The organism is Paenibacillus sp. GM1FR, assembly GCF_002803315.1.
In the GTDB taxonomy this organism is placed as follows: Bacteria; Bacillota; Bacilli; order Paenibacillales; family Paenibacillaceae; genus Paenibacillus; species Paenibacillus amylolyticus.
The window spans coordinates 53,632-79,652 of the sequence record NZ_MKZL01000063.1; the positions used below are offsets into that span (position 1 = coordinate 53,632).

A 26,021-nucleotide genomic window follows, 5' to 3' on the forward strand; every position below is an offset into this window, starting at 1 on the left:
AAGTAAAAAAAGAGCTTCCACTTATAGCACTTAAAAAGTGCTTCATAAGGGTGCTCTCCTGTCCATTTAACACCTATTCCATTTCAGCCATCGTTGCCAAATCCATCTACTTCCAGTACCCGCCAACCTGAAGCAAGTTAAACAGAATAGGCCGATGCTTCTCTTGAACTTTTTCCATCTCGGCAACCAGTGCCTTGAAGTGACGTTTGGTTCCCATCGCCTCATGCAATCGGTAACACATCAGAGGTTCATTGTAGTAGAACAGCTCATACATTGGAAACAGCCTCATCCACATCTCATAGTCATGGGTGTAGCGAAAATCAGTGTCGAACAGTCCAAACCGCTCAAATGCTTCCATCTCTAACATGACAGTACAGCCGTTGATCGGACAACCTTCCAGCAGTACCTGCAACATCTCCAGACGACTGCCCACTTCCGGATGCACCGTATCCAACCATTCACTCTTCTCATTCACATAGTGGTAGGCACCATGGCAGAATGAAGCCTTAACCTCGCGCATAAACTTCAGTTGCTTCTCCACCCGATCCAGCAGCATCACATCATCTGAGCTGAGCCAAACAAAGTAATCCCCTGTTGCCTGCTTGATGCCCTCATTTAATGCTGTCGCGGTTCCACCGTTTTCTTTGCGAATATAGCGGATGGAATCCATGAATGGCTGTAGCCGCTCCACGTGCTCGGTTGACCCATCATCCACCACGATGACCTCGATATGCGGATACGTCTGGTGAATGGCACTGTGAACAGCCTGCTCGATATAAGCACAATTGTAAAAAGGAATGACGATCGATACTTTTGGCTCCATTCGGGCCTTCCCCTCCTCTTACTGTCTTAGGTAAAATGCTGCGCAAAGAGGGCGTTAATCAGCCATCTTTTGGCTTTCTTAACTGCCCTCCCTACGCTACCCGCCAAGCGTCGCTATTCGCTGCAACAGCGGTTCCCGATATCTGGACCATACCATGGATGCCTCTCTGCCGATGACATCCGCATGACGTACCGATCCCATTCCACCATGCCACCGATAGGCAGTAAGCGGTTCATTCAGGTATGGGAACCGATGACCGTTCAGTACAATACGCATCCAGAGATCCAGATCATGGGTGTAGGGAAGAAGTTCATCGAACAGCCCCACTCCGCTAAAGAGATCCTTGCGAATCATGACCGTGCAGCCATTCACCGGATTGCCGTTAACAAACCGTCGTAGTAAATCCATATCCGACATCGGTTCAGGCCCACCATGCATTTTGGTAACTGCCGAATGCTCGTTGATATAATGAAAGTTCGTATGGGAGACGAGCACATTCTCACGCTGCATAAACTCCAGCTGATAACGAATTTTATCCGGGTACAGATAATCATCCGAACTGAGCCAGGCTACATAATCACCAGAGGCATGGCGGATGCCATGATTAAGTGCCGAAGCCGTCCCGCCATTGCTTTTGCCAAGCACATTAATATAAGGAAGATAGGGTTGAAGCAACTCAGCATGCCGGGTTGAACCGTCATTCACAACAACGATCTCCACATCGGGATACGTCTGGTTCAGCGCACTCTGAATCGCCTGAGGCACATAAGGACAGTTGTAGAATGGAATGACAATGGATACTCTCGGATTCAACTTGTCGTCCTCCCTTGCTGGACACGAACATCACTCAGGATATCCTGAAGCGATGTGGCAAATGGAATCATCGGCTGCCAGCCAAGCTTGCGCAGCAGTGATAATTCCTCCTGTTTCCCCGAACCATCCGGACCAGAGGATGCCCCATCCCAGCGAACAGGAACTTCCGCTTCTGTCATGGACAACAGCAGATCTGCAATTTCACCAAGACTGCGCTCGACTCCAGACACCACCGGGTATACTGTACCACTGGACCCATGTATCAAGAGGGTTGCATACGCTCTGACTGCATCCCGCACATCCAGAAAGTCACGGGTATTGTCCCGTCCGGACAGACGGAATGCCTCGGTTTTGCCCGCCTGTTCACAGGCAACAACATGGCATGCAAGCAGTGAACAGATGCCTGTGGAAGGACCCGCACCAATCAGATTGCCTGGCTCCGCCAGCATGATCTGTTGTCCGAAGAGCGACATCCACGACAAGGACACCATCTCTTCCAGCGCTTTACTGAGACTGTATGGATGCGGAGGCTGGGGAATCTGGCCAGGTTCCGGCGTATATTTTAACCGCGATCCTACAATAACGGTTCGTGCTGTCGGACAACTGCGAAGCGCATCCAGCAGATACAGCACGGCCATCACATTGGTCTCCAGGACCAGTAGTGGATCAGACCACGAATCAGGCACTGAATTTTTGCCAGCGAGATGCAGCACATAGTCGGGCTGCACCTCGCCGATCAGATGACGTACTTGCTGTTTATCGTTCAGATCACAGACATGGACTTGTGCACCTTTACCGAATGAATACACATCCGGCCTCCGGACTACCGCTGCAACCACTGCACCCGCTTCCCGAAAATAAGATACGGCATGTCGCCCGGTAAAACCGGAAGCGCCTGTAATCAGCACTTTTTTGCCTCTCAGCTCTGCTCCATCCATAATGCCAACTCCTTCAGCATTGTAGAATAATCCGGCAGGTCTGTCTTCACATCCTCGCGAGTGGACACCAGCGTACGGTCCTGCACTACACTGTCATCACGCACAATCGTCACATCCTGCTTATCCCAGGTCTGCTTGAACAATACAAGCAGGTCATGCTTGCTGACAGGTGCCGGATGAGCTAAGTGGATCAGACCACTAACCGATGAGGCCAGGTAATGGTCTACCCATTTGGCCAGCTCAAGGGTGGTCACACCGTTCCAAAATACGCGGGTATACCCCCCAACTTCACCTGTGCTGGACATAAACCATTGCATCAGACCAATGCCGCCCTGGCGAATCTCGGGTCCAATGATGGACGTACGGATCGTCAGATGACCTTCATCCTGAACTTCGCCAAGTGCTTTGGTGATAGCGTAAGCTGAAGTCCCATCCGTAACATCATCTTCCCGGTATGCTCCCCGTTCTCCACTGAACACACAGTCCGTGCTGATATGAATCAGGCGTGCACCAATCGTATCTGCAACCCGCCGCAGACGATGTGGCAGGAAACCATTAATATGATATGCAGTAATTTTGTCCTCATCTGCGAAGTTGTTCAACACACCTACAGCATTAATAATCACATCCGGGTGCACAGCTTCTACCAATCGATCAACCATGAAGCTGTCGTTCACATCCAGGAGCAGACCATTGGGGTCTGTTACATCCCGAGATGTGTAGAAGACGCTGTGTACACCTTGACGGCGGAAATAGTCGACCAAAATATGGCCGGCCATTCCGTTTCCACCAAGTATCAGCAGTTTCATGACAAGAATCCTCCGCGTTTCAGAATTTCACGAATCTCCTCTTTGGTCATGAGTTGGTGTTCAGAACTGAAACTGTTAAAGGAGACCGGAGGACAATTGGTATAATGTTCACGCAGGCCCGGTATGCCCAGGGTAGGAAGAATTACCAGGTACTGCTCATCGTAGACAACGGTGGTCATGCTCTCGAATTCACTCATCAATATTTCATGGATTTTCTCCCCTGGACGAATGCCCCGTTCTACAATGCTCACATTCTCCACACCGGAATCCTCAATCAGTACTTCCGCGAGATCAACGATTTTGCAGGTAGGCATCGTCATGACAAAGATCTCTCCGCCGACACTTTCCACCGAAGCTTTGAACAGCAAGGTAATTGCATCCTTCAGCGTAAGAAAGAATCGAGTCATACTCATATCCGTGATGGAGACCTGCCCTTTCTGGCGGATCTGATTCTTGAACAGATGTACCACACTTCCGTTTGTTCCCAGTACATTCCCGCCCCGTACCGTAACAAACTTGGTATCGCTGTGTAACAAGTTTGCATATACAATTAATTTCTCGCCGATCGCTTTTGTCATGCCATAGAAGTTGGACGGATTGGCAGCTTTGTCAGTCGAGATATAGATTACTTTTTCCACCTTGTTCTCAATAGCAGCCTCAATTACGTTCTGTGTACCAATCACGTTGGTTTTGAGTGCTTCGTACGGTTGGTCTTCACACACCGGAACATGCTTGAGCGCAGCCAGATGAAATACATAGTCCACATGCTGGCAAGCCGCCGTCAAGGCGTCCTTGTCACGAATATCTCCAATCCGGAAATGAAGACGCGGGTCTTCAAATTCACGACTCATAGCCACTTGGCTAGACTCGTTCCGGGAATATACAATAATTTCTTTGGGCTGCTGGGGCAGTAGTTGAGCCACAAGTTCATAACCCCATGATCCCGTACCGCCAGTCACGAGTATACGCTTATTTTCAAACATGCATTTTCCCTCCAAGCAGAAATTTAACCACTTTACTGGATACATCTGTGGCTTTGTAACCTTGCGGGCAATCCCAGTCGCTAGACATCTTTGTCATGACTTTCACGCAATCAGCGATGCGCGCGGCATCCAGACCGGAGACTACATTGCTGCCGCAATCGACCGTTTCCGGCCGCTCGGTAGTTCGACGCATCGTTACGGTCGGCACGCCCATAATGCAACACTCCTCCTGCACGGTACCGCTATCCGTAAGTGCACAGCGTGCATGACGTTCAAGCATTACAAAGTCGAAGAATCCAAACGGCTCGTGAAACTCCACCAGCGGGTTCATCTCCAGATGCAGATGCTCCGCAATCCGGATCGCTGTACGCGGATGAATACTGCAGATCACACGCAACCCGTGTTCCTCTGCGACCTGGTTCAGTCCTTTCATAATCTCCAGCAAATGAGGGGCATGATCCACATTCTCAGCTCGATGGGCAGTAACCAGGAAGTATTGCCCAGACTTCAGCTTGAGCTTCTTCAGTATTTTGCTGGAACTTACTTGCGCGTCGTAGTGCTGCATGACTTCATAGATGGGATTGCCCGTTAGCACGATGCGCCTGCTTGGTACCCCTTCGCTGACCAAATGTTTCTTGCTCTGTTCCGTGTAAGGCATATTAACGGTGGAGATGGCATCAATAACCTTACGATTTTTCTCCTCAGGCACATCCAGGTCAAAGCAACGATTGCCTGCTTCCATATGAATAACAGGAACACCCATGCGCTCAGCCAATACTGCACATAATGCGCTATTGGTATCGCCGAGCAGCAGCAATTTATCGGGTTTCTCCTGCAATATCAGATCTTCCATCTGCGTAAACATCGAGGATAGCTGTCGTCCCAGAGTGGCCGCTTCATCCTGAAGAACGTAATCCGGTGCGCGCAGGCCCATTTCCTTGAAAAAGAGACCGCTGAGACTTTCCGTGAAGTTCTGTCCCGTATGCACCAGAATATGTTTGGACGCGTACTGGTCCAGCTTGGAGATGATCAGGCTGAGCCGTATGATCTCAGGTCTCGTACCCAGCACCGTCATGATCTTCATCGTAATCCCTGCCTTCATCTTGTATTGGAACCCTTGCGCCCTGCTCGGCTACGTCCCGCTTTGGCAGATTTGCGTCTGCGACTAGCCGATTTCCCCATATGTGGACGCGGTCCCTTGGTTGTACGGGTTCTCCCCTTACGTCTGCCAGTTCCGGAAGTACGTTTCAGCCCCTCACGGTCTCGGCGAGAATGAGGTGCAAGTGGCTTGCGACGACGTTTCCGCGTTTTGCCCCTCTGTTGAATCGGCTTTGCAGCCGGGACAGTACCTGAGGCAACAGGAGCATCGTGACCCAATGCGATTGGAGGTAATGAGGAATGTGGCAACGCCTGTATGACGGTCAGTGGGAATAATAGTGCTCGAACCGTAGTCGGCTCCAGAACCAGTACAGTGCGTAGTCCTCCCTCCCCATGGGTATACACAGGTCCATTCGGAGGTTGGATATAAGCAAACCATCCGGGAAAACGCAATAACCACTGTGTCACCATCGTATGCAGTTTCGTTCGGTAGGTTTCAACGCCGTAGAGCCTTTCCGCTTCTGTCCGATTACGCCACCCCGTATTCGAGGCCAGCTCTGCATCATTCAGCAAGGTTGTTGCCAAGGTGACAAGCGCTTCGGTATCACCCGGCGGGGCCAGAAATGCATCACTGCCTACGGATTCCATTAATTCCTTCAGTCCACCCTGAGCAAAAGCGATGACCGGTTTGGCAAAATAGAGACCCTCCAGTGCGGTCATGCCAAACCCTTCTTTGACCATGCTTGGGATGACCAGGATATCCATCGCGGTATACGCCAGAGATACGTTCTCTTCAAATGTGGTGAAGGTAAACCGGCGTGAATACCCGGATTTTTTCACCCGTGATACACACTCGTCGTAATACTTTTTATCCGATGCTGCCCCGATGATCCAGAAGCGACAGCGCGAATGTGTTTCACAGATCCTCAAGGCCATATCTACAAAAGGTTTCAACCCTTTGGCATCATATATAAATGAAGAAATATAACCGATACAGGTCTGCGATGATTTGAAACCGAGCTCCTTACGCTTGCGTTCGCGCAGATGAACCCAGCGGTCCGGTGCTGGTAGCGCGGGTTCCCAAGTTGGGGAGATAATGGTCACTTTGTCACCTATGCCGGCTTCGTGGAATGGGGCTACCGCTGTCTCGGATATACCGATAATCCAATCCGCGTAACGCCCAATCATCTGGATTGCCTCGTTTGTATGTTCATTCGTATGAATGATCTCGGTAATCTTCCAGATGACCGGAATCTGAAGGGACTTTGCCGCTACAGCCGGCATCACATTAACGCAGGTGTTCGTTAACACCATATCGGGAGCAGTCTCCCGTATTAGGGAGACTGCTTCCTGATACGCCGGTGTATGACGAAGATGCTCCGCATCATCTGCAATGCCCAGGTAAGGTGTGTACACACCGTGAAGCATCGGCAGAGTGCATATTTTGACCTGAATGCCGAATCTTCGCGCAAGCCCCGCAAGCTTCCCCTCCTGAGGGGCTACGAGCACACATTCAAAGATCGTACCGATCTCTCTCATAAAATGAAGCAGCAGCTTCTCGGCGCCTGTAATGCTGCGAGTATTACACACATGTGAAAATAACATCATCTTTGGTTTCGTTGCCATGGCCGCACGGACCCTGTACACGATTATCCGATACAGGGTACTGTGCACACCTCCTCCCGGCCAGAATTAAGGGAATATGATGGTTAACATTTCATTAATTCTTTTGCCATACGTGTGGTCTTTCAGTGTACGTTCAAGTCCACGAAGTGCAATCTCACGACGTTCCTTTTCATGAGTAAGATAATATTCCACTTTGTCGAGTAACTCCTGCGGCGAGGAATATGTCTCAATCTCCACACCCGGTTTGTAGAAACGCGCAATGTCATCCCGGGCGTCGGTCAGCTGTAGCGTCGTGGACGCGGCAATTTCAAACGTTCTCGGGTTCGGTGAAGCTGGCGCGATTTTGAGGTGATTATTATTGACGGAATCATCTTCGTGGGATCGATGCAGGTTGATGACAATTTTGGTGCCATTGTACACATCATTGGTCTCCGGCGGACTCATCCAGCGCCCGAGCTCAATCTTCTCGCCATAGGCAGTATAGTCAGGCAGACGGTCCCACCAGATTCCGTTAAATACCGTATTGTGTGACATCAACTGAGGCATGATCGGATTGAAGAAGTATACCCGGTTCCAGTAGGCCGAGCCGATAAAGCTGACATCCCGTTTTAACGGGGAAGGAGTTGTAATCGGAAAGTAATGATTAGTAAATGCGGCAAAAGGGAGGTAGTGAACGGACGCGCAGCCGATTTGTCGATATAGATCGATACAGTTCAGTTCCAACGTGAAGACATGGTCAAAATGTGTCACAATATCCAGCGTCATATCTGTATAGTACGGGTCATCCGTGAGCCAGATCGCCGTCTGAATGCCCGCTTGGCGAATCGCATCGATATGCTCGATGGGGATATCCATTCCATCCAGCACAAGCACAAGATCAGGACGCGTCTGCAGCGCAATTTCAGAAATCGGTTGACGCGGATCAGAGAGGGTTACTTGAGCTACCATACCCTGTAGCGTGGCCATAATGGCCTCATCCAACGGGGAGTAAGGGAAGCCTTTACCCGAGGATACATACAGCACGTGAAGCTGTCGGAAAGGCAACGGTTCCTGTGCACAATTCACTATATAGTTGGCGCGACCGCGCAGATATCCTTCTTCCTTACCTGCGTCATATCCGGCATGTTGCCCATTTTTGCGTGCTTGATCAGCCAGGCTCAGTACGGGTGCATGAACCTTTTTGGTTTTACGGTGTTTGAGAGACATACCGCCACTCCTTTATTTTTTGGGATAGTGTTCTTGTTGATGCTGCACTTCAGACGGGGATTACAAATGTTCCAGCAACTGACCGATCCGGCGAGTGAATGTATGCTGGTTCATCGTGGTGAGAAGTCCACGCCACGCCATCGCCTGTCGTTCTTCTTCATGCTTCAGATAATAGTGGATCTTGCGCTGAAGTTCTGCTGCGTTGGTGAACGTCTCGATGTCATATCCCGGCTTATAATAACGGGGTAAATCTGCACGTGCATCCGTAATCTGCATTGTGCCGCAGGCGCTGATCTCATACGTGCGTGGATTAATCGAGTGACCTTTAAGATGATGTGTATTGCGATTGTCTTCCCCATTCTCGCAAGTCCGGTGAATGTTAATGACAATCTTGGCGCCATTGTAATAATCTACTGTCTCTCCAGGAGCAATCCATCCTTCGTGGATGAAACGGCCTAGTACATCATAGCGTGTCAACCGATTCCACTGGCTACCCGCAATGAATACCTTTTTGTCCGCTAGAAAAGGGGCCAGCTCATCAAACAAGGCAATCCGGTTCCAGAATCCGGTACCGATAAAACAAATGTCGTGCTGATGCTGCGGTGCGGCGCGCCGCGGTTGAAACATGCCTGGATTCACCGCGAGTGGCATATAGATGACCTGGTTCGCTCCATGTCCCAGATAGAAGGGTACGGCGGCCTCTTCATGCGTGAACACGACATCATAATGCTGACAAAGGGACGTTGTATCTTCGGTGAAATACGGATCATCCACAAACCACACGGCAGTTCGGATACCGAGTGCACGTATGCCATTCACCTGCTCTACATGATCTGCGGGGAATACATGCAGACCATTCATAACGAGCACAACATCGGGCCGATGGTGACTGGCTTCCTGCAACATCGCTGCTGGCGATCCAACAACGCATTCACGTACAGATTGCTGCAGAGCCAAGGTAACACCTTCATCGATGGCATCGAATCCTTGTGGGATATATAACACCTTCATGTCCCGCAGGGTCGGTTCAAACATCTGCACCCGCTCCATCATGGCTTGACAGCCGCCAAATCTGCGGCCTTCTGCATATCCGCCGCGGTAAGCTGTTTCCGCTTCGGTCAGCGGACGGTGCCTTCGTTTTGCCACATTATTCACCCTGTCTTCCTTCAGGAGATCTCACTTCCAGACTCTCCCCGAGATTGGTCTTCCCTCTAAAGGATATGCCTCGGGGTCAGATGCATCATGGACGGGTGTCCTGCAAGGCGCAAAATTGGCGCATGCCCTCCACATCCGCCTGTACGGGCATGTCCGCTTTTGCGGCGATGGAATAGCCCGGAGGGATCTGTCCCCCGGGCTAACTGTTATACAGGTATCATTCCATGCAGGAATAATCCGGTCTAATCGGTTACTGTGCTTTGTAAGCCAGCTGATGTCCGTCCTCGAATCCCTTGGCGAAACCCGCGTTGAATCCCTCGTTGTACGCCTCGTTGTATCCCTGGCTGTACGCACCGTCCGGGTTCGGATCGGTAGGGGTAGCCGGGACGACTGGTTGTACGGGCTTTGGACTCCGGTGCCGCCGTACCGCACGTTTCTTTTTTTTGAGCCACGCACTGCGTCCTTTAAGTGGACGTTTGTGAAGAACACGTTTGGCTCTGAGCGCACGCAGTTTGCGAATTTTGCGCAGACGGGCTCCACGGATTAACAAAGCTCTTTTGGTTCTCAGTCGTATTTTCTTCTTCTTTAACATGTCAACATTCCTCCTGTATGTCCCGAACGATACGAATTGCACACCCGGGGTCTTTGAGCCACGGCAAGCCAGGCTCCCCATGCTGTATTCGGGCCAGCCTGATTCCCGTAACCATACGAGACATTTCTGCCTGATAGCGACTCAGCAAACGAATGTTTTCGGCCAGACTGCGGGCGGATACTTCCGAATGAGCGGTTACACTGGCTACACTGTCCAGAATGCGTGCCAGCGCCTGCTGACTGTGTGCAATGGATTCAATGAGCGCCAGTTTGGCTTCCTGCTCACGCCGCATTAGACTCATTTTCCCATGTCTCCCAGATCCATGCCGCCAAACATGCCACCGTCCATACCGCCGCCATCTTCGCTATCGTTCTGCACCATCACCGCTTTGAGATTGTTGCACAGTCCGGTCTCCATCCGGGTTAATCCTTCCAGCAATTCCACCAGCTGATCATGCATTTTAAGCGGCTCGCCTACCTGATCCCCATGCGTCAGAAAGGTATCCCCATTCAAATGATTCAGCGTCCAGTTCCGTACCTTCTCGGCCTCAATCGCTTTTGCCTCCAGGATCAGGGCAATATTCCACTGCATTTTGGCTGCTGCGTCCAGCATCAGAATGAGGCTCTGTTCTCTACTCATGTTCCTTCACCCGCCTTCCGGGCTTATTCTTCCTCTTGAACCGCGATCTCCCGCATGACTTGGGTCAGCGTTTCGGCTACAGCCTCTTCCAGATCTGCAAGGCCCCCCAAGTAAGAGATAATGCTTTTGTTGATTTGCCCAGAGCTATCCAGCAGACCGTCAACGCCGTCCAACTCCGGTTCGATATCTGGCAAATGATTGATGATTTCAGACATGCGTACAGCGACTTGGCGTTTGGCATCCAGCACACGTGCGATCTGCTGGTGAGAGTGTGCAATATGTGTGATGATTTCATCGATTTTGCTCTGCATGGTCCTCCTCCTTACCGTCACGGCCTGCTTCACCCATAGAAAAACCCGGCCTATCAGCATTTGCCTGTTACAGCATATGCCGGGCCGGGATCGTCAGTTACTACAGCTTGCGCCTATATCGTCAGATGACATAACTCCAGTCGGAAGAATATCGACTGAGGAATTGGCGAGTACGTTCCTGCTTGGGACGTACGAACACCTCTTCCGGGGTTCCTTCCTCCACAACGGAACCTCCATCCATGAAAACAACCCGATTTGCCACCTCACGGGCAAACCCCATTTCATGGGTGACTACAATCATGGTAATCCCCTCTTGAGCAATGGAGCGGATGACAGACAACACTTCACCCACAAGCTCGGGGTCCAGCGCAGAGGTCGGTTCATCAAACAAAATCACTTCGGGATTCAGTGCCAATGCTCTGGCGATGCCCACCCGTTGCTGTTGTCCACCTGACAACATACTTGGATACTCATTGATTTTGGCAGACAGTCCGACTTGTTCAAGCACACGCAAGGCACGCGTGCGGGCATCGGCTTTGGACATTTTCTGGGCAATAATTAAACCTTCCGTGACGTTATCCAGCACCGTCTTGTGTTTGAACAGATTATAATGCTGGAACACCATCGCCGTTTTTCGTCTCAACTGCACAATGTCATGTTTGCGTGCATGCTTGCAATCGACGGTTAATCCACTGATCTGAACCTCGCCCTCATCGGCACGTTCCAGAAAATTGACGCAGCGCAGCAGCGTTGTTTTGCCTGATCCACTCGGTCCAAGGATCGCTACGACATCGCCCTGTTCCACGGTCAGATCAATTCCCTTCAATACTTCCTGCTTGCCAAAAGTTTTGTGTATGTTGGTTAGTGTAATCATGACACGCCTCCTTTGCTGTACACGGCAACCCGACGCTCAAGCAGAGCAGTGATCCGCTCGGCAATGATGGTCAGCCCCCAATAGATGAACGCTGCGGCGATAAAGGCCTCCAGAAACTTCAGACTGACGGATGCCACCACATCCGCTTTACCGAGGATGTCCATCTGAGACACGGTAAAAGCGAGTGTTGATCCATGCAGGAACCCAACAAACATACTGCACAGGTTAGGCAATACAGCCCCGATCGCTTGAGGGATGATGATACGTCTTAAAGCCTGGAATGTGCTCATGCCTACAGCGTGAGCCGCCTCCATCTGGCCGATATCCACAGCAAGAATGCCTGAGCGGATAATCTCGGACATATAGGCGCCCGCAGTGAGTGAGAAAGCAATCAGTACAAATACGAGAATTGGGATCGACGAGGATTGGAAAGCCCAACCGTAACGTTCCGCCAGCTTATCGATAATCATCGGAATACCGTAATAGATGAGGAATAGATGCATCAACATCGGTGTTCCACGCAGGAATGAAACGTAGAAGTCAGCAATGCGGTGAATCCACCGCACGCGATAGATACGGATCAGAGCTGTAGCCAGACCGATTCCGAAGCCTGCAATCAACGGAACAATCGTAATGACAAGTGTCAGTGGCAATGCCTTCAGGATTTGAAAAAAAGATGTATAGATAAACTGGAGATCAATCGACATATGCTCACCCCGCTATTCGTTTCAGTGAGAGTTCAAACCTCTTTCAGGCGTTTGGCTCGAATTGCCGGTTTGTGTACAACTCTCTTGCGTTCATGACGCTGGAGTCTGCGTTCTGCAAAGGCAAATCCTTTTTCAAGAACAATAACAATGACATAATAGACCACAGACAGACTGATATACACTTCAAGTGCATGCGATGTAGCCGAAATTAACGTCTGCCCTCTGCCCACCATATCCATGACACCAATGGAGAAGGCCAAAGACGTATCCTTTAATGAACCGATTAACGTGTTGGCCATGTTCGGAAAAGCAACAATCAGTGCCTGCGGAACAACAATCCGCCGAAAAGACTGGAATGTGGTCATACCCGCAGCATAGGCTGCTTCCGTCTGACCTTTATCCACACTGCGCACCGCTCCGCGAAAGATCTCGGCAAAGGATGCCGCATCACTAAGCGCATAGGTCACAATGACAAATAACAACGGGTCGGTTCTCGACAGATCGATGCCAATGGGTTTGAGCAACTCGGGAAGTCCATAATACACCAGGAACAATTTGATCAGGATCGGTGTGCCCCGCATGAATGAGACGTACAGAGTAGCCAACTGGCTTAGTACCGGAATCCGATACAGCCGGGGAACGGCCAGAAGCACGCCGCCCACCAGTCCGAGCACGATGGAACCACCCAGTACAATCAGTGTTATATGCAAATATCGTAGCAGTTCCGGGATGAAATCCAGAACCAATGACAGATCAAATGATTTTCCCATTACCGCTGCACACCTTTCTCAGACTACTCTTCAACCGTATAGTCAGCTCCAAGCCACTCTGTGCTCAGTTTGCCTAACGTTCCATCTTCTTTGATCGCTTTGAGCGCTTCGTCCACTTTGGTTTTGAGCTCCTGCTCATCTTTGTTCAGAATGAAGTATACTTTGGAGTTGGAGAGGGCATCTCCTACCGTTTTCAGCTGAGCATCAACCGCCTTATTCTGATAATCAATGGCAAACTGCGTGCTGATGGTGGCATCCACCCGGCCTGTTTTGATCTGGGTAATGGTATCCTCACCCGCTCCGGAATAAACGATATCAATCCCGTTGCCGTTCGCTGCATTCCATTTCTCAGCAAGTACAGCCGCATTACTTGTAGCACCAACAATCAGTTTTTTCCCTTTGAGATCCTCAATCGATTTTACTTCCTCATTTTTCTGACTTACGACAATTTTATTTGGAAAAATATTATAGGCTTCATCATTAAACAGGAACTTGGCCTGTCTCTCATCATTCACTTCCATCTGGTGAGCGATCAGATCAATTTTTTTCGTTTCCAGACTCAGCAGCAGGTTTTTGAAATCCATGGTGCTGAATTCGAATTCGTACTCAGGCAAACGTTTGTCGATCTCCCGGATCAGTTCCACATCATAACCTGTTAACTTGCCATTCTCATCAATGAAGCAGACATTTGGGAACTGTGTACCTGTTCCTACAATGATCTTTTTCACTTTGGTGTCGCCTGCTGCCGAAGCAGATTCTGAATCATTGCTTGCAGTTCCTGTGCTGCATCCAGCCAATACCGCCAGCATTGTAATGAACAGCAGTGCTGTCCGGAATTTTTGAATCCCCCGTTTTTTAACCATTCCCAATCTCCTCCACAGGCTGTTATCACAGCAAATATGATGTGTACTCCCATTCCTCTTCCTATTAACAAACCATTCTTACTTGTATAGTCGGAATTAGGTTGAACAAAGAATATCATTACAAGTCATCTTAGGGCAATAACTAAACTAATAGGACATCCTGATATGGTTATAGGACTTCTCTATAGTACAAGAAAAAGCCATCCCCCATATCGATTGGCGGATGGCTTCTTCTTGTATGACTCTCACTGATTATACCATTTTGGCGGTGCATCACTTGGTGTGTACACTACTCATCTATCTGCGACTCGCCCATTTAATTTTACGTGCAACTTCCACTCGCTGTAATTGTAAGAGACCGATCCGTTCCTCGAATTTCTTGCGTTCGTCCATGGAATGAGCGGCATGAATCTGGTGGCACAGACCTGTCAGTTTGCTGTTGATGTAATCAAACCGTGTCCATAGTTCCTCTTCAGGTGTGCGTTGCTGCTCCGTCGCCGTCTGAAATATTTTGAGTTGGCGGATAAGGGATTGTTGCCATTCCTGATCCTGAATTTGGATGGCAAAATGCAAAAGATCCAGATAGTCATCAATTTGCAACGAAACGCCGCAATCAGATTTAGTGTTCATCGTCGTCTCTCCTTATTTCAGTACTTGGCTGGAATCCATTACTTCTATCTTACAGGAACAAGCCCACTGAAAGCGAGTACTGAACGATTAAATTTCGGGAAAATTTTTATTTTTTTATGTTAAAACAGCTTTACATTTCCATTAAGACCAATTTGGCAGGATATTGATATTGGTACATATGAAATTGGTAATAAAAAACCGCGTTAAGGAAAAAAGTTCTTTCCTCAAAACGGATTTTTCATCATTTTATATATAATATTAACACATATCAAATTAGTCATTTTTTCCATCTCGCTGCTGTCTGGTCATCAGTAACATGAGAAACGAGATGATAATAATGGAAACAGTCCATGCCCAGGCCATGGTCTGATTGCCCGAATCCACAGCGACATAGATTGCCGTGGGTACCGTTTGTGTTTTGCCCGGAATATTGCCTGCAATCATCAGTGTCGCACCGAATTCGCCGAGTGCCCGGGCAAAGCCCAGGATGAAGGCGGTCATAAATGCTCTGCCTGCGAGCGGCAAGGAAATGTAACGAAAGACCTGCCACTCATTCGCCCCAATCGAACGACCCGCATCCTCCAGATCACGATCCACACCACTGAATCCCGATTTCATCGTCTGATACACCAGTGGAAAAGCAACCACCACCGAAGCAATCACCGCAGCCCACCAGGTGAAAATAACCGGTGCGGAGAATATGGCTTCAATCCATTGTCCAAACAGACTTTTACGCCCCAATATGACAAGTAACAGAAATCCAACCACCGTCGGAGGAAGGACTAGCGGCAGCATAAATGCCGTTTCCAGCAGAATCTTTCCCCGAAATGAAGAACGTGACATCTTCCAGGCTATCGCAATTCCGAGCACAGTGGCCACTACGCTGGATAATAACGCTACCTGAAGCGATAGGCGCACCGGTGACCAGAATACGGACCAGTCTATGGCGTTCACATTCATTTCGGAATTGTGAATCCGTATTTCGCGAAGATATCGAGCACTTCCGGGGTTTGTAAATACGCATAAAATTGTTCGGCCTCAGCACGGTGTTTGGTTCCTTCAATAATGCCTATTGGATAATTGGCTGGTGTGTAGCTGTTCTTGTCCACCTCAAACGCAATTTTCACCTGATCCGAAGTAAGAGCATCCGTTTTATATACAAATCCTGCATCTGCATTGCCTGTCTCTACATATTGAAGAACCTGTCTAACGTCTTTCCCCTGCACAAGTTTACTTTCCAGTTCATCCCACAGCTTGGCATTGGTCAGAGCTTCCTTGGCATAGGTTCCCGCAGGAACACTTTCCGGAATCCCAATGGCTACCGTCTTGATGGAGTCGCTGGTGAGATCCGTTTCACTGGTTACTGTGTGGGTCCCATCTGCTGGCACTATGGCCACCAGTGAATTCTGTAGCAGATTCTTCTGATCGCCCGATGCAATCAGGTTTTCATCCACTAGCGCATTCATATTTTTTGTTGCCGCCGATACAAAGATATCAGCCGGTGCACCCTGTTCGATCTGCTGTTGCAAGGCACCCGAGGCACCAAAGTTAAAATTAAGTTCTATATGAGGATTAGCTAACTCATAATTGGTTTCAATCTCTTTCATCGCATCGGTCAGACTGGCCGCCGCAGAGATTGTCAGATCTACCGTTTCCTGCGGATCGGTATTTCCTGTTGATGAACTTTCACCTGATGCCGCTGGCGTTGAGGTTGTTTGTTCTGCACCTGTGGATGTATCCGTAGTGCCCGTGCTTGCGCCGCAACCAGCCAATACAAGAGCCAGTCCCAGTGACATACTTCCCAACACATATCCGATTCTCTTTCTCATTCTTTTCTCCCCCAACGTTATCTTTAGATATAACTAGTTATAATTGATTATATCTAATTATACACAAGACAAAAAAAATGGGAAGGTGATTAAGATCACATTTGATTTTTGTTATCTGTCCTATGCGTGTATTGCGTGTTCTCAGGTTTATGGCATCCCTCAATTAATGATATAGTACAAGAAACATTCATAATAAAACCATCATTGCTCTATACCTTTGAAGGAGGATCTTCACTTATGACGGAGGAGCAATCCTACACAACCGAAGAAATATCCAAGCTACTCAAAATATCGAAACTGACGGTCTATGACCTAATCAAAAAAGGAGACCTCGTCGCATACCGTGTGGGCAAACAGATGCGAATTGATGCAACCGATCTGGAGGCATATAAACGTCGCTCCAAGCAACTTCAGTCCTCAGGGCAACGTATCCCGACTTCTCATCAGACCTCGGAATCAGGGACTCAGCCAGGTCAGGGTGATTTTCAGGGTACTTCCATACAATCGACTACACCCGTTGGGTCTGCGCATGCGATTACTCCAGCGAGTTCTGCTCATGCAATGACTGCTGTACCACGGCATCTGGTCATAACAGGTCAGGACGTCAGTCTGGATATCCTAATGCGCCATATGGAAAAACAAACCCGGGACATTCGTCCGCTACGTTCGTTCATGGGTAGTCTGGATGGGCTTATCTCGATGTATCGCGGTGAGTCCGATCTGGTCAGCACCCATCTGCTCGACGGAGATACCGGTGAGTATAATCTGCCGTATATTCGCAAAATTCTGACGGGACGATCTTATGTTGTGGTGAACCTGCTGTCACGACCTGCCGGACTGTATGTACAGCGTGGTAATCCGCAGAACTTGCAGAATTGGACCGATCTGAGCAAGTCTGAACTTCGACTCGCTAACCGGGAGATAGGTTCTGGCGCGCGAGTATTGCTGGATGAGCAACTTCGACTGCATGGAATTCCTGCCGCAGGTCTGATCGGATATCAAGTCGAAGAAACCAGTCACATGGGCGTGGCGGCCAAAGTCAGTTCAGGAGAAGCTGATGTCGGTGTTGGCATTGAAAAGGCTGCGCGACTTGTGGGGCAGGTGGATTTTGTCCCTCTCATTCAGGAGCGTTATGATCTGGTCATGCTGAGGAAGCAAGGTAATGAAGCCTGGACAGAATCTGTCCTGCGAATTCTCCAATCGTCGGAGTTCAGGCAGGAACTGCAATCATTCGAGGGATATGATGTATCTCGGACAGGTGAGATTTTGTACGAAGCATAGGTATACCAAATGTAGACAATAACAGCCCATGCTCAACGTGTATTACACATTACATCAGGCATATACAAAACGCCTTGCAATGGCTGCATGGCGTTTTTGGTGTTACTTTCTATAAATAATGCATGATATGGATGAATGAATTTTTTAATGTGGCAAATCGATCTCCAGGATGAATACACCATACGCGGGCATGTTGATCTCATTCTGAAGTGTTGTACCTGACAGTAACTCTTTTACTTGCTTCTTAAGGTTAATGGGGACTTGTTGATGCGAGTAGTTGAGTAAAAAGACATAAGCTTTATCCTTACCGGAACGGATACCAAGCTCAACTTCGGACGGTACCTCTACCAGGTCACCCACAGGTGAAGATAGCTCTATTTCATCCAGGAGAGCATCTACGACCGGTTCATTGTAAGCCGCTCCATAATACCATACTTGCCCCTGACCTACCGTACGTTTGGTCAATGCAGGACTACCTGCATAATATTCGGATGTATACTCAGCCACAACCTGTACGTCAGCATGCTCCACATGAAGAACTTCGTTAAATCCGGCCGTTGGCGTTCCCTCCTGAAGTCGCTCACTCGCCCCATTCCATTGCAGCTCAGCTGCTGGAATGGTTCCTTTGATTAAGGTAAAGTCCTCTACGGTTACACCACACAACTCAGCGACAGCCCCAGGAAACGGTCTCATATAACAATGCCCCCTGAGATCCTTATATCCAGTGCGCGCACCGAAAAACAGAGTGCCTCCTTGACTGACATAGGCTTGCAGAAGTTCTGCTGTCTCGTCTGTCATGATGGCCGGGTGAGCATAGATGATCACCTTATATTCGGATAACTCTTCCAGTGTTGTCGTTGGTTGCAGTGTAACCATGTCCGTCGGAATATGACGATACTGGAGCTGTTTATACCAGGAGCGTACACTCTGTTGCTGAAGCGGGCCGTGCCACTCATCCAACTCTCCATCCCAGATGTTATCGTAATCCTGTAGGATCGCAACATCGGCTTGATATGTAGTGCCCGCAATAACACGCCCGATCTTGGCAAACTCTTCCCCTACTTGTGCAACCTCGCGTACTCTTCTGTTGGGTTGATTATGGTAATCATTGATGCCATGCCAGTACATCTCGGTGCCAAATGTTGCTGTCCGCCAGCGGAAGTAGACGAGCAGATCTGTTCCGTGAAGAACAGATTGATACGACCATAATCGGATCTGTCCCGGTCTTGGCGTACCCATGCCTATACTGTCGACCCAGCCTCCTGGCCCAGACTGTTGTTCCATGACGCAGAAGTTCGGTGACATGTTACGTACGTTCGACAGTTTCATGCTCCAGGCCCGATCTTGTAATGAGTTATCGTCTGTCCCTGGGAAGATCGTGGCAAACTGCGGATACGAATCATAGGAGAAGAAATCCAATAGCTCCTCTGTCATTTCATGATTATCCAAGTGTCCAAACGTACCGTTTGTTGTGATCCAATGTTCCGGGTCCAGTTCCCGAATGATGTCCACCTGAAGCTTGGCAAATGAAATGGTATTGGCGGAGATGAATCTCTTTTCATCTAGTGCCAGGTGAGGATTGGGCGATGAACTGACCATATTTCGGGTAAGGTGAACTTGCTCCCAGTCAGTATAGGTCTGACTCCAGAAAACGGTTCCCCATGCTTGGTTCAGATTCTCTAACGATTCATAACGATCCTTTAACCATTCACGGAAGGCGACATGGTCCGCCTCAGCATAGAAAACATCCATATGACAATTGAATTCATTATCGATCTGCCATCCAATGAGAGCCGGATGATCTTTATAGGCAATCACCATATTGCGCACGATTTTTTCACATTGCTGTCTGAAGATTGGGCTGCTGTAGTTGGTATGACGCCGCATGCCGTGTTGATACAATACCCCGTCCTTATTTGCGTTTAATACTTCAGGATATTTGGATGTTAACCACGCTGGTGGAGTTGCAGTAGGTGTTCCCAAAATAACACTTAAACCGTATTGATGCGCCAGATCCAGTGCCTTCTGGAAAAAACTAAAATCGAACTGGTCTTCTTCCGGTTCAAAGATGGACCATGCAAATTCAGCCATCCGAATAACTGTGATATTCATCTCTTTCATTCTACGGAAATCGTCCTCCCACAACGCTTCCGACCAGTGCTCAGGGTAATAACAGACCCCCATTTTTAATTCATCCATTTGGATTGATTTTGCCACCTTTAATTGCCCCCTTAACCTGCCATATTGCCTCCATTCTATTGGAACCTTCACATATAATAAATGACAAGATTATGCGACTTATAATAAAATATTGTCATTGTCCAAGATTCAAATAACAGTAGGCTGAATCTATTTCAGTTCACTACATAAAAATATTGCGTTTAAATGGAGGATGCACGTGAAAGAACACATCTTTCTCCCCAAGCCGGTTTTCCCCAGACATGTATGCTTTCCCGATTTTATTGGAGGGTACAGTGACTTTCCGAAACATTATGTGAATCGGGAATATCGAACGAAAGATATCAACTTGGATCATTGCTATAATCTGCACCTTGTACTTGAAGGTAAAGGATTTCTGGACACAGGAACCGCTTGTTACGAGTTAACACGAGGACAGGGATTCCTCTACGGTCCCGGTCTCAGACAAACCTACTATTCAGATTTGGATGACCCTTGGAGTATTCGTTGGATTCACTTCTACGGCATTCGTCTCGAAGAACTGTTAAATGGAAAAGGCGTTGACGAGCCCTGGCTGTTTCAATGTTCCAACTTTCCGGTGGTTACCGCGCTCATGGATCGATTGCTGGAGCTAGGCAGAGGCTATCAGGTGGAGGACGAGCACAGTGTGGCAGCAACATTATATGAACTTCTGACCCGATTGCAATCCGCAGCGAGTCAAATCAATGTTTCTTTAAATCACACTTCAGAGCGAATTCGTGAAGCAGGGAATTATATTCGCTCTCATAGTAATGAGCACATCACACTTGATCACGCTGCCGGAATTGCCGGATACAGTACAACATACTTTAGCCGCAAATTCAGTCAGACGTTTGGCATCTCCTTCCCGGAATTCCTCTTGGAATCCAGGTTATTACATGCGAAACAGCTGCTCGCAACAACCAACCTTTCCATTAAACAAATTACGCTGGAAACGGGATTTTCACAGTCAAGCTACTTCATCCGCTGTTTTAAAACCCAGGAAAACGTAACACCTATGCAATTCCGTATGATGCACAATCATTCGTTATAGGGCACGGGACGTATTCCTTGAACAAGCTGATGCAAAAAAAGACTCTGCATATAACATGCAGAGTCTTCTTCGGTCACTTTTATAAATGCTCATTCGTATCTTCGTCCTCGTCAGCCTTATATTCCAATATATCTCCAGGCTGACAATCCAATGCTTTACAGATGGCATCCAGAGTGGATAAACGGATCGCTTTTGCTTTTCCTGTTTTCAATATGGAAATATTGGCGATTGTGATCTCAACTCTCTCTGCAAGCTCGGTAACCGTCATTTTCCGCTTTGCCAACATCACATCAATATTGATTATAATGGCCATATATTCACCTCAGACCACTAGGTCATTTTCTGATTTGATATCAATCGCTTCCTGTAACAATCTTTGGAGCACAGCAGAAAAAACTGCAATGACCAATGAAGCAAAAACAGGAACCATTCCCATTAGAATGAGGCCTGGGGCATCATCTTTCTCTGCGACAACATACACAAATGGCAACATCACAAAATAGAGACTACTGATTACAATAGCACAATATTTTATTGTTTTTAAGGATTTCACTGACATTAGAGAGAACGCTTCATTTTTGTCGATGTAGCTCAGCAGACGGAATGCCTGGTACAGTGCAACGATAAACGGAATAACGGACACATACATAATAATCACTATGGGGTATAGTGCACCTGCATAATTCGGATTCACCGGATTGTTTGCTAACCAGGGTATGCCGAATATACATAAGGCAAGAATGGGAACACCAATAAGCAACACAGCCAATTTTAAAAAGATGGTTGTACCTCGCTTCACAAAAAGCACCTCACTTGTTTTAAGTGATATGAATTTATCATAATTTTTATCGTTTTACAATAAATTTTTATTGTAAAACAGATTTTATTTATTCTTTTGCCCATTAAGGAAGGCAGACCAAAAGATCGCCCCCCCTCTTTGCTTCAATGATTTTTGAACACAAAAAAAAGCCCGATGCTAGCCACTGTTTCGCTAGCTTCGAACTCGGTTGCATATACGCCATATTTGTCTGAGTTAACATTAATTTTCACGAATGAAATATACTCTTAACCGATCTCGCTCACGTACGCCAGAACAACCCCGCCTCATCCCGTTCCACCTGCTCGAGCACATTCTCAAAATCGGAACAAGGTGTAATAACATCTACCGGATCCCAGCTGCTCTGTTCATCTCTGGCATACACTTTCCACTGATTTTCTTCCCAGTAAAATCGGGCAATATGCATCTTATCCCATTGATACCGTTCCTCGGCGGGTCTTTCTTCGGTCAGGATCAATTCATTGTCATTCATCACATACGTCAACTTCACCATCGTACGTAGTGGCGCGGGTACCTTCTCGTGAATATATCCGTTCATTACGGACTGAATTCTTCGTAACGTAAACGAGTCCAGCATGAAGATGCACATCCTTTCAGCAAAATACCACCTCTGTTCTACGCACCACATGCAGCTCCAAGCACACAACATCTTGCCTTCATGTAAGGGTGGTCAGCTACATCCCTTGATCATTTTACCAGCTGGATTTTGTTACACCAGGAATCTGTCCTTGATGAGCCAGTTCTCTGAACTTAATCCGAGATACCTTGAACTTGCGTAGATAACCCCGCGGGCGACCTGTCACTTCACAACGATTCTTTAGTCTGGTCGGAGATGCATTACGCGGCAATTTCTGCAATGCTTCGTAATCCCCTTTTTCCTTCAATTCCCGGCGCAGGTCCGCATATTTTGCCACGATCGCCTGACGTTGCTTCTCACGTACCACTTTTGATTTTTTAGCCATGAAATACAGCTCCTTTATCCATTAAATTTATGTTTAGAACATCAACTTCCGAGTTATACCGCTTCCACAGGCCATGGCAGTGGATTGTCGAACTGGCCCCAGTCGCCCAGCATTTCTTCATCACTGAGCAGGCACTGGTCCAGCTCATCTTCAATGCTTGCACGCTCCATTTCGATCCCAATCATGACAAGCTCCGTCTGACGATCTCCCCACTGGGCATCCCATTTCTCCAGAACATCCGGCTCGTTACGTAAAATCTCTTCTTTGTCCGCTTCCGGCAACGCCGCGACCCAATGTCCCGCAGGACCGAACTGAATGGATGGCCCTGCCTGACTGAGACTTGCCGCAACATCCCCTTCAGCCGCAAGCCATACCAAACCTTTGGCACGTACCACTTCTTCCGGCCAGTAACTCATGAATTCAGCCAGACGGGAAGGATGGAATGGCTTTCTACGGCGATAGACAAAGGAACCAATACCATATTCCTCGGTTTCCGGTGTATGCGACTCCTTCTCCAGCTCCTGAATCCATCCAGCGGACATGCTCACCTTCTCAAAATCAAAGCGGCCTGTATTCAGAATCTCAGACGGATTCACCTGTCCATTCTCAGTCCGAATGATCTTGGCGTTAGGCTGTAGCTTGCGGATGACCCCTTCGAGCTTGTTCAGCTCGGTTTCATCGACCAGATCACATTTGTTCAGCAGTAGCACATCACAGGTTTCGATCTGATCAATCAACAAGTCTACAACGTCACGGTTGTCCTCATCTCCAGTCGCCTGATTACGATCCAGAAGACTCTGTCCTGATCCAAAATCATGCCAGAATCGATTGGCATCCACCACCGTTACCAGACAATCCAATCGAGCCAGTCTAGTCAGGTCAATACCCGACTCCTCATCGGCGTATGTAAAGGTCTGTGCAACTGGAACAGGTTCACTGATGCCGGTGGATTCGATCAAAATATAGTCATACTTGCCTTCGTTCACCAGCTTCTCAATCTCTTGCATCAGATCATCCCGCAAGGTGCAGCAGATGCAGCCATTCGATAACTCCACCAGCTTCTCTTCGGTTCGAGACAAGGTTGCCTCCCCCTTGACCAGCGCTGCATCAATATTGACCTCACTCATGTCGTTGACGATTACGGCAACCTTAAGCCCTTGTCTGTTGTTCAACACATGATTCAAAACCGTCGTTTTCCCTGAACCGAGGTAGCCACTCAGTACGGTTACCGGAACTTGCTTTTGTGTCATAAATATCTACTCCTTATATGTGCAGTCTGTGTAATTCAGACTTTAATAGTAATTATTACGATTAACAACAATGACTATAATCCTGTTAGACGGTCGTTGTCAAACTATTTTTGATTCAACCTGCAAAAAAACAAAAAAAGGCTGATGACCGACCCTTACACTTTCGCATCCTGAGGATACGTTTTGGCAAGAAGTGAGTCATAAACCTCCTCTGTAAATGTTCGCATTACAAATACGCCTGTACCGTGACATATTCAACAAAGCTATATAGATTGAACTGAACATTTACACGAAACGGAGAGGACAGAAAGAACCTGAAGAAGCGGGGCTACAAGCTTTCTGCAGGAAAGCTACTTCGAAAGCATACACTTCGCCTACAAGCTTTCTGCAAGAAAGCTACATCGGAAGCATACGCTATCCCCGGATTTAACCTTTATAAAAAGGAATCAAAAAAATCTGGGGATAACAGCGATCGGAAGGTTGTTCTGTCATTGGAGTGATCCGTGTAAATGTTCTTTAGTTCAATTTATATAGTCACCCCAGATCTGGCCTTATTGCCCGCTTCCATCCGTTGCCTGAACACCAACACCAGAACCATCGCTGCAATAGACAGCAACGTGCAGATCATAAACATGGTCGAATACGAACTCATTTGCACAATGAGCCCCATTGCCAGTCCACCCAGAGAGAATCCGAGGTCATACGAGGACATGAAAATCCCCATGAGTACATATCTGGAATCCGCAGGCAACACAAAAGACAGATATGTGGTTAATGTCGGGTACAACAGTGCCAGGGCAAAACCGCTGAACACTGCGGAGAGATACACCAATGGCCCGATGATCTCCATTAAGCTGAGTAACTGGGTTCCCAGTGCTGCACACAGCATTAACCCTGCCATCAGCCAGGTATTCCAGCTACCGTCGGACGGAATTTTTTTGCGCAAAATAAACCTGCACAGGATTACAACTAATCCCTGAATCGTCAAAAATACGCCTGCACTCGCCATTCCGGTGGATACCATATACAGAGGAAGAAAGGTCGCTGTCGCCCCAAAGACGCAGGACGCAAACAACATCACCACACTGCTGATCAGCAGCGGTGTACTGCGCCAGATGCCGCCGAATGAACGAAACATGTCACCCAAGGTGTACGATTTGTTCTGCACGGTACTCCGCGGCAGATCCACATTATATCCAATCAGAAGTGGCAGCGCCGCCAGTCCGATCATCAGCAGCGTAAACGCCAGATCACTGGCATTTTCCCAGATTTGTATGGCAAGGATCGGAATGACCAGAGAAGGAACCATCGTAAAAAGGGTGTACATGGACAGCCCTTGTGCCCGGTCTTTGTCCTCCAGCTTTTCCACAATGCCTGCCTGCATCGTCATGGAGAAAAAGGCCGTAGCCACCCCTTGCAGGGCTCGCAACCACAGATACGTCTCCACACCAAAAACAACAAATAACAGCAACGTGCCCGCATGTAATAGCAATAACCATTGCATCACTCGGAGTGGCCCATGCTTACCCAGCAGTTGTGCTGCAAAAGGTCTCAAGAGCATACAGGTGAACATATATGCCCCCATCATCAGACCAATCTCAGCCTGGTTCAATCCGGCGGCTTCGCTTCGCAAAGGCAGAATAATCGTCAAAGCTGAATTCGCTGCAAAAAATAAAAAGGCCAGCATATAAAACCGTATAAACGAAAAGGATACCGGATTTAATTTCCCATTGGATGTTGCCGTCATTGAAGACTTCAAACGTTCGTCACCACT

The 26,021-nt window shown here is 48.2% G+C and carries 29 protein-coding genes; 2 read left to right on the plus strand and 27 right to left on the minus strand.

Annotated features, from left to right (window positions below):
- Positions 1 to 106: 106 nt before the first annotated feature.
- The 20 genes from PAEAM_RS28250 to modA all read right to left on the minus strand — a co-directional run bounded on the left by PAEAM_RS28250 (position 107) and on the right by modA (position 16,666).
- A complete protein-coding gene (locus PAEAM_RS28250; protein WP_100529715.1) occupies positions 107 to 823 on the minus strand; it encodes a glycosyltransferase in 717 nt (238 codons plus the stop codon).
- Positions 824 to 919: 96 nt separating this feature from the next.
- The gene (locus PAEAM_RS28255) at positions 920 to 1,636 is read right to left on the minus strand and encodes a glycosyltransferase (RefSeq protein WP_074096304.1); all 717 of its coding nucleotides are present in this window, start codon (positions 1,634 to 1,636) and stop codon (positions 920 to 922) included.
- Complete coding sequence (locus PAEAM_RS28260; protein WP_100529716.1) at positions 1,633 to 2,574, minus strand: NAD-dependent epimerase/dehydratase family protein; 942 nt, start codon at positions 2,572 to 2,574, stop codon at positions 1,633 to 1,635. The genes PAEAM_RS28255 and PAEAM_RS28260 overlap by 4 nt, the downstream gene beginning before the upstream one ends.
- On the minus strand, positions 2,556 to 3,383 hold the full coding sequence (locus tag PAEAM_RS28265) for a dTDP-4-dehydrorhamnose reductase family protein (protein WP_036605842.1): 828 nt from the start codon (positions 3,381 to 3,383) through the stop codon (positions 2,556 to 2,558). Before PAEAM_RS28265 ends, PAEAM_RS28260 begins: the two co-directional genes overlap by 19 nt.
- Entirely contained in the window at positions 3,380 to 4,366 is a 987-nt protein-coding gene (locus tag PAEAM_RS28270) for a polysaccharide biosynthesis protein (RefSeq protein WP_017692517.1), read from the minus strand. The genes PAEAM_RS28265 and PAEAM_RS28270 overlap by 4 nt, the downstream gene beginning before the upstream one ends.
- A complete protein-coding gene (wecB, locus tag PAEAM_RS28275) occupies positions 4,359 to 5,450 on the minus strand; it encodes a non-hydrolyzing UDP-N-acetylglucosamine 2-epimerase (RefSeq protein ID WP_036605946.1) in 1,092 nt (363 codons plus the stop codon). Before wecB ends, PAEAM_RS28270 begins: the two co-directional genes overlap by 8 nt.
- A gap of 14 nt (positions 5,451 to 5,464) precedes the next feature.
- Complete coding sequence (locus PAEAM_RS28280; protein WP_133120496.1) at positions 5,465 to 7,090, minus strand: glycosyltransferase family 4 protein; 1,626 nt, start codon at positions 7,088 to 7,090, stop codon at positions 5,465 to 5,467.
- 66 nt (positions 7,091 to 7,156) lie between these two features.
- Positions 7,157 to 8,296, minus strand: a complete 1,140-nt coding sequence (locus tag PAEAM_RS28285) for a CgeB family protein (protein ID WP_036673455.1) — start codon at positions 8,294 to 8,296, stop codon at positions 7,157 to 7,159.
- A gap of 60 nt (positions 8,297 to 8,356) precedes the next feature.
- Positions 8,357 to 9,451: a CgeB family protein gene (locus tag PAEAM_RS28290; protein ID WP_083669917.1), complete on the minus strand. Its 1,095-nt coding sequence runs from the start codon at positions 9,449 to 9,451 to the stop codon at positions 8,357 to 8,359.
- 250 nt (positions 9,452 to 9,701) lie between these two features.
- Complete coding sequence (locus tag PAEAM_RS28295) at positions 9,702 to 10,043, minus strand: FliH/SctL family protein (RefSeq protein WP_051446920.1); 342 nt, start codon at positions 10,041 to 10,043, stop codon at positions 9,702 to 9,704.
- 1 nt (position 10,044) lies between these two features.
- Positions 10,045 to 10,344 (minus strand): hypothetical protein, encoded by a 300-nt coding sequence (locus tag PAEAM_RS28300; RefSeq protein WP_017692511.1) that lies wholly within the window; start codon positions 10,342 to 10,344, stop codon positions 10,045 to 10,047.
- The gene (locus PAEAM_RS28305) at positions 10,341 to 10,682 is read right to left on the minus strand and encodes an alpha-helical endospore appendage domain-containing protein (RefSeq protein ID WP_017692510.1); all 342 of its coding nucleotides are present in this window, start codon (positions 10,680 to 10,682) and stop codon (positions 10,341 to 10,343) included. Before PAEAM_RS28305 ends, PAEAM_RS28300 begins: the two co-directional genes overlap by 4 nt.
- A gap of 23 nt (positions 10,683 to 10,705) precedes the next feature.
- The gene (locus PAEAM_RS28310; protein WP_017692509.1) at positions 10,706 to 10,993 is read right to left on the minus strand and encodes a hypothetical protein; all 288 of its coding nucleotides are present in this window, start codon (positions 10,991 to 10,993) and stop codon (positions 10,706 to 10,708) included.
- A 121-nt stretch (positions 10,994 to 11,114) separates the two neighbouring features.
- Positions 11,115 to 11,867 (minus strand): amino acid ABC transporter ATP-binding protein, encoded by a 753-nt coding sequence (locus PAEAM_RS28315; RefSeq protein WP_017692508.1) that lies wholly within the window; start codon positions 11,865 to 11,867, stop codon positions 11,115 to 11,117.
- Entirely contained in the window at positions 11,864 to 12,574 is a 711-nt protein-coding gene (locus tag PAEAM_RS28320; protein ID WP_036673453.1) for an amino acid ABC transporter permease, read from the minus strand. Before PAEAM_RS28320 ends, PAEAM_RS28315 begins: the two co-directional genes overlap by 4 nt.
- 32 nt (positions 12,575 to 12,606) lie before the next feature.
- Positions 12,607 to 13,344: an amino acid ABC transporter permease gene (locus PAEAM_RS28325; protein WP_076211202.1), complete on the minus strand. Its 738-nt coding sequence runs from the start codon at positions 13,342 to 13,344 to the stop codon at positions 12,607 to 12,609.
- A 23-nt stretch (positions 13,345 to 13,367) separates the two neighbouring features.
- The gene (locus PAEAM_RS28330) at positions 13,368 to 14,189 is read right to left on the minus strand and encodes a transporter substrate-binding domain-containing protein (RefSeq protein WP_036673581.1); all 822 of its coding nucleotides are present in this window, start codon (positions 14,187 to 14,189) and stop codon (positions 13,368 to 13,370) included.
- Between the two features lie 315 nt (positions 14,190 to 14,504).
- A complete protein-coding gene (locus PAEAM_RS28335; RefSeq protein ID WP_017692504.1) occupies positions 14,505 to 14,837 on the minus strand; it encodes a hypothetical protein in 333 nt (110 codons plus the stop codon).
- Positions 14,838 to 15,110: 273 nt separating this feature from the next.
- Positions 15,111 to 15,797 carry a molybdate ABC transporter permease subunit gene (gene modB / locus PAEAM_RS28340; RefSeq protein WP_100529718.1) on the minus strand — a complete coding sequence of 229 codons (687 nt, stop codon included), beginning with the start codon at positions 15,795 to 15,797 and terminating at the stop codon, positions 15,111 to 15,113.
- A complete protein-coding gene (modA, locus tag PAEAM_RS28345; protein ID WP_100529719.1) occupies positions 15,794 to 16,666 on the minus strand; it encodes a molybdate ABC transporter substrate-binding protein in 873 nt (290 codons plus the stop codon). The genes modB and modA overlap by 4 nt, the downstream gene beginning before the upstream one ends.
- Positions 16,667 to 16,903: 237 nt before the next feature.
- Here modA and PAEAM_RS28350 point away from each other — a divergent pair, with 237 nt between their 5' ends.
- On the plus strand, positions 16,904 to 17,947 hold the full coding sequence (locus PAEAM_RS28350; protein WP_100529720.1) for a substrate-binding domain-containing protein: 1,044 nt from the start codon (positions 16,904 to 16,906) through the stop codon (positions 17,945 to 17,947).
- A 144-nt stretch (positions 17,948 to 18,091) separates the two neighbouring features.
- Here the strand turns inward: PAEAM_RS28350 and PAEAM_RS28355 are convergent, their stop codons facing one another.
- Complete coding sequence (locus PAEAM_RS28355) at positions 18,092 to 20,164, minus strand: beta-galactosidase (protein ID WP_100529721.1); 2,073 nt, start codon at positions 20,162 to 20,164, stop codon at positions 18,092 to 18,094.
- A 175-nt stretch (positions 20,165 to 20,339) separates the two neighbouring features.
- Between PAEAM_RS28355 and PAEAM_RS28360 the strand changes: the two genes are divergently transcribed.
- Entirely contained in the window at positions 20,340 to 21,197 is an 858-nt protein-coding gene (locus PAEAM_RS28360; protein WP_243391496.1) for a helix-turn-helix transcriptional regulator, read from the plus strand.
- A 79-nt stretch (positions 21,198 to 21,276) separates the two neighbouring features.
- Here the strand turns inward: PAEAM_RS28360 and PAEAM_RS28365 are convergent, their stop codons facing one another.
- The 6 genes from PAEAM_RS28365 to cntE form a co-directional block, all read right to left on the minus strand.
- On the minus strand, positions 21,277 to 21,510 hold the full coding sequence (locus PAEAM_RS28365; protein ID WP_076211193.1) for a helix-turn-helix domain-containing protein: 234 nt from the start codon (positions 21,508 to 21,510) through the stop codon (positions 21,277 to 21,279).
- 9 nt (positions 21,511 to 21,519) lie between these two features.
- Positions 21,520 to 21,996 carry a DUF2975 domain-containing protein gene (locus PAEAM_RS28370; RefSeq protein WP_036605833.1) on the minus strand — a complete coding sequence of 159 codons (477 nt, stop codon included), beginning with the start codon at positions 21,994 to 21,996 and terminating at the stop codon, positions 21,520 to 21,522.
- A gap of 280 nt (positions 21,997 to 22,276) precedes the next feature.
- Positions 22,277 to 22,612: a DUF3024 domain-containing protein gene (locus PAEAM_RS28375; RefSeq protein ID WP_165790089.1), complete on the minus strand. Its 336-nt coding sequence runs from the start codon at positions 22,610 to 22,612 to the stop codon at positions 22,277 to 22,279.
- Positions 22,613 to 22,727: 115 nt separating this feature from the next.
- On the minus strand, positions 22,728 to 22,997 hold the full coding sequence (gene rpsN / locus PAEAM_RS28380) for a 30S ribosomal protein S14 (protein ID WP_036605831.1): 270 nt from the start codon (positions 22,995 to 22,997) through the stop codon (positions 22,728 to 22,730).
- 53 nt (positions 22,998 to 23,050) lie between these two features.
- Positions 23,051 to 24,247, minus strand: coding sequence for a GTP-binding protein (locus PAEAM_RS28385; protein WP_100529724.1), 1,197 nt, complete (start codon positions 24,245 to 24,247; stop codon positions 23,051 to 23,053).
- Positions 24,248 to 24,773: 526 nt separating this feature from the next.
- Positions 24,774 to 26,006, minus strand: a complete 1,233-nt coding sequence (gene cntE / locus PAEAM_RS28390) for a staphylopine family metallophore export MFS transporter CntE (RefSeq protein WP_347707922.1) — start codon at positions 26,004 to 26,006, stop codon at positions 24,774 to 24,776.
- Positions 26,007 to 26,021 lie beyond the last annotated feature (15 nt).

Coding starts and splice junctions, on each gene's coding strand:
- modA (WP_100529719.1), bottom strand. CDS start 16,666: ATGAGAAAGAGAATCGGATATGTGTTGGGAAGTATGTCACTGGGACTG.
- PAEAM_RS28280 (WP_133120496.1), bottom strand. CDS start 7,090: ATGGCAACGAAACCAAAGATGATGTTATTTTCACATGTGTGTAATACT.
- PAEAM_RS28305 (WP_017692510.1), bottom strand. CDS start 10,682: ATGAGTAGAGAACAGAGCCTCATTCTGATGCTGGACGCAGCAGCCAAA.
- PAEAM_RS28325 (WP_076211202.1), bottom strand. CDS start 13,344: ATGGGAAAATCATTTGATCTGTCATTGGTTCTGGATTTCATCCCGGAA.
- PAEAM_RS28315 (WP_017692508.1), bottom strand. CDS start 11,867: ATGATTACACTAACCAACATACACAAAACTTTTGGCAAGCAGGAAGTA.
- PAEAM_RS28310 (WP_017692509.1), bottom strand. CDS start 10,993: ATGCAGAGCAAAATCGATGAAATCATCACACATATTGCACACTCTCAC.
- PAEAM_RS28265 (WP_036605842.1), bottom strand. CDS start 3,383: ATGAAACTGCTGATACTTGGTGGAAACGGAATGGCCGGCCATATTTTG.
- PAEAM_RS28295 (WP_051446920.1), bottom strand. CDS start 10,043: ATGTTAAAGAAGAAGAAAATACGACTGAGAACCAAAAGAGCTTTGTTA.
- PAEAM_RS28350 (WP_100529720.1), top strand. CDS start 16,904: ATGACGGAGGAGCAATCCTACACAACCGAAGAAATATCCAAGCTACTC.
- PAEAM_RS28300 (WP_017692511.1), bottom strand. CDS start 10,344: ATGAGTCTAATGCGGCGTGAGCAGGAAGCCAAACTGGCGCTCATTGAA.
- PAEAM_RS28320 (WP_036673453.1), bottom strand. CDS start 12,574: ATGTCGATTGATCTCCAGTTTATCTATACATCTTTTTTTCAAATCCTG.
- PAEAM_RS28270 (WP_017692517.1), bottom strand. CDS start 4,366: ATGTTTGAAAATAAGCGTATACTCGTGACTGGCGGTACGGGATCATGG.
- PAEAM_RS28385 (WP_100529724.1), bottom strand. CDS start 24,247: ATGACACAAAAGCAAGTTCCGGTAACCGTACTGAGTGGCTACCTCGGT.
- PAEAM_RS28365 (WP_076211193.1), bottom strand. CDS start 21,510: ATGGCCATTATAATCAATATTGATGTGATGTTGGCAAAGCGGAAAATG.
- modB (WP_100529718.1), bottom strand. CDS start 15,797: ATGAATGTGAACGCCATAGACTGGTCCGTATTCTGGTCACCGGTGCGC.
- PAEAM_RS28260 (WP_100529716.1), bottom strand. CDS start 2,574: ATGGATGGAGCAGAGCTGAGAGGCAAAAAAGTGCTGATTACAGGCGCT.
- PAEAM_RS28360 (WP_243391496.1), top strand. CDS start 20,340: ATGCACGTGAAAGAACACATCTTTCTCCCCAAGCCGGTTTTCCCCAGA.
- PAEAM_RS28285 (WP_036673455.1), bottom strand. CDS start 8,296: ATGTCTCTCAAACACCGTAAAACCAAAAAGGTTCATGCACCCGTACTG.
- PAEAM_RS28375 (WP_165790089.1), bottom strand. CDS start 22,612: ATGCTGGACTCGTTTACGTTACGAAGAATTCAGTCCGTAATGAACGGA.
- PAEAM_RS28250 (WP_100529715.1), bottom strand. CDS start 823: ATGGAGCCAAAAGTATCGATCGTCATTCCTTTTTACAATTGTGCTTAT.
- PAEAM_RS28335 (WP_017692504.1), bottom strand. CDS start 14,837: ATGAACACTAAATCTGATTGCGGCGTTTCGTTGCAAATTGATGACTAT.
- wecB (WP_036605946.1), bottom strand. CDS start 5,450: ATGAAGATCATGACGGTGCTGGGTACGAGACCTGAGATCATACGGCTC.
- rpsN (WP_036605831.1), bottom strand. CDS start 22,997: ATGGCTAAAAAATCAAAAGTGGTACGTGAGAAGCAACGTCAGGCGATC.